Annotated in this window: 1 protein-coding gene; it reads right to left on the reverse strand. The window is 30.9% G+C overall.

The features are described from left to right. Nucleotides 1–495, reverse strand: a 495-nt coding sequence (locus E3E37_RS11580; protein ID WP_206204105.1) for a hypothetical protein, incomplete at both ends; no start/stop codon positions are given.

The raw sequence follows: 495 nt of genomic DNA on the forward strand, positions 1-495 counted from the left end.
TATATCGTAAGTTCCCTGTATATTGTCTTGTTTAACTGTACTCCCTTGGAAGATCTCATTAATTTTTTTCTTGATTTTCTTGTCTAGCTCTCCGGATAAAAACTCCTCAATGAAACTTTTAGAATCCTTAAATTTGGAAAAAATGTCTTTCTGAAGCTCTTTTACTAACAAATGATGGTAGTACATATTCCTACTGTTTTGATATAAAGTCGAAGTATAAAACTTGTGAATATCATTCAACAACTGCTGATACTCGCTGGATATGATGAACTTTTCAATATCAGAAACTACACGTAGCGGATCAAAGTGGACATAACTTGGAGCGAATGATCCGTCGAGTATAGTAAATGCTAACATTCTAATAGTTTTAAAATATGCAATTATTTTTTTGAGTTTAGTTCTTTGATTTACGTCCTTAATTCTATTTAGGTAGTCTTCTCTTAGAAACATAAAAGCAGCCAATTCTCTTAGTTTTTTGTATTCATCTGTATTTTT

The organism is Thermococcus sp. ES12, from assembly GCF_012027515.1.
GTDB classification, from domain to species: domain Archaea; phylum Methanobacteriota_B; class Thermococci; order Thermococcales; family Thermococcaceae; genus Thermococcus; species Thermococcus barossii.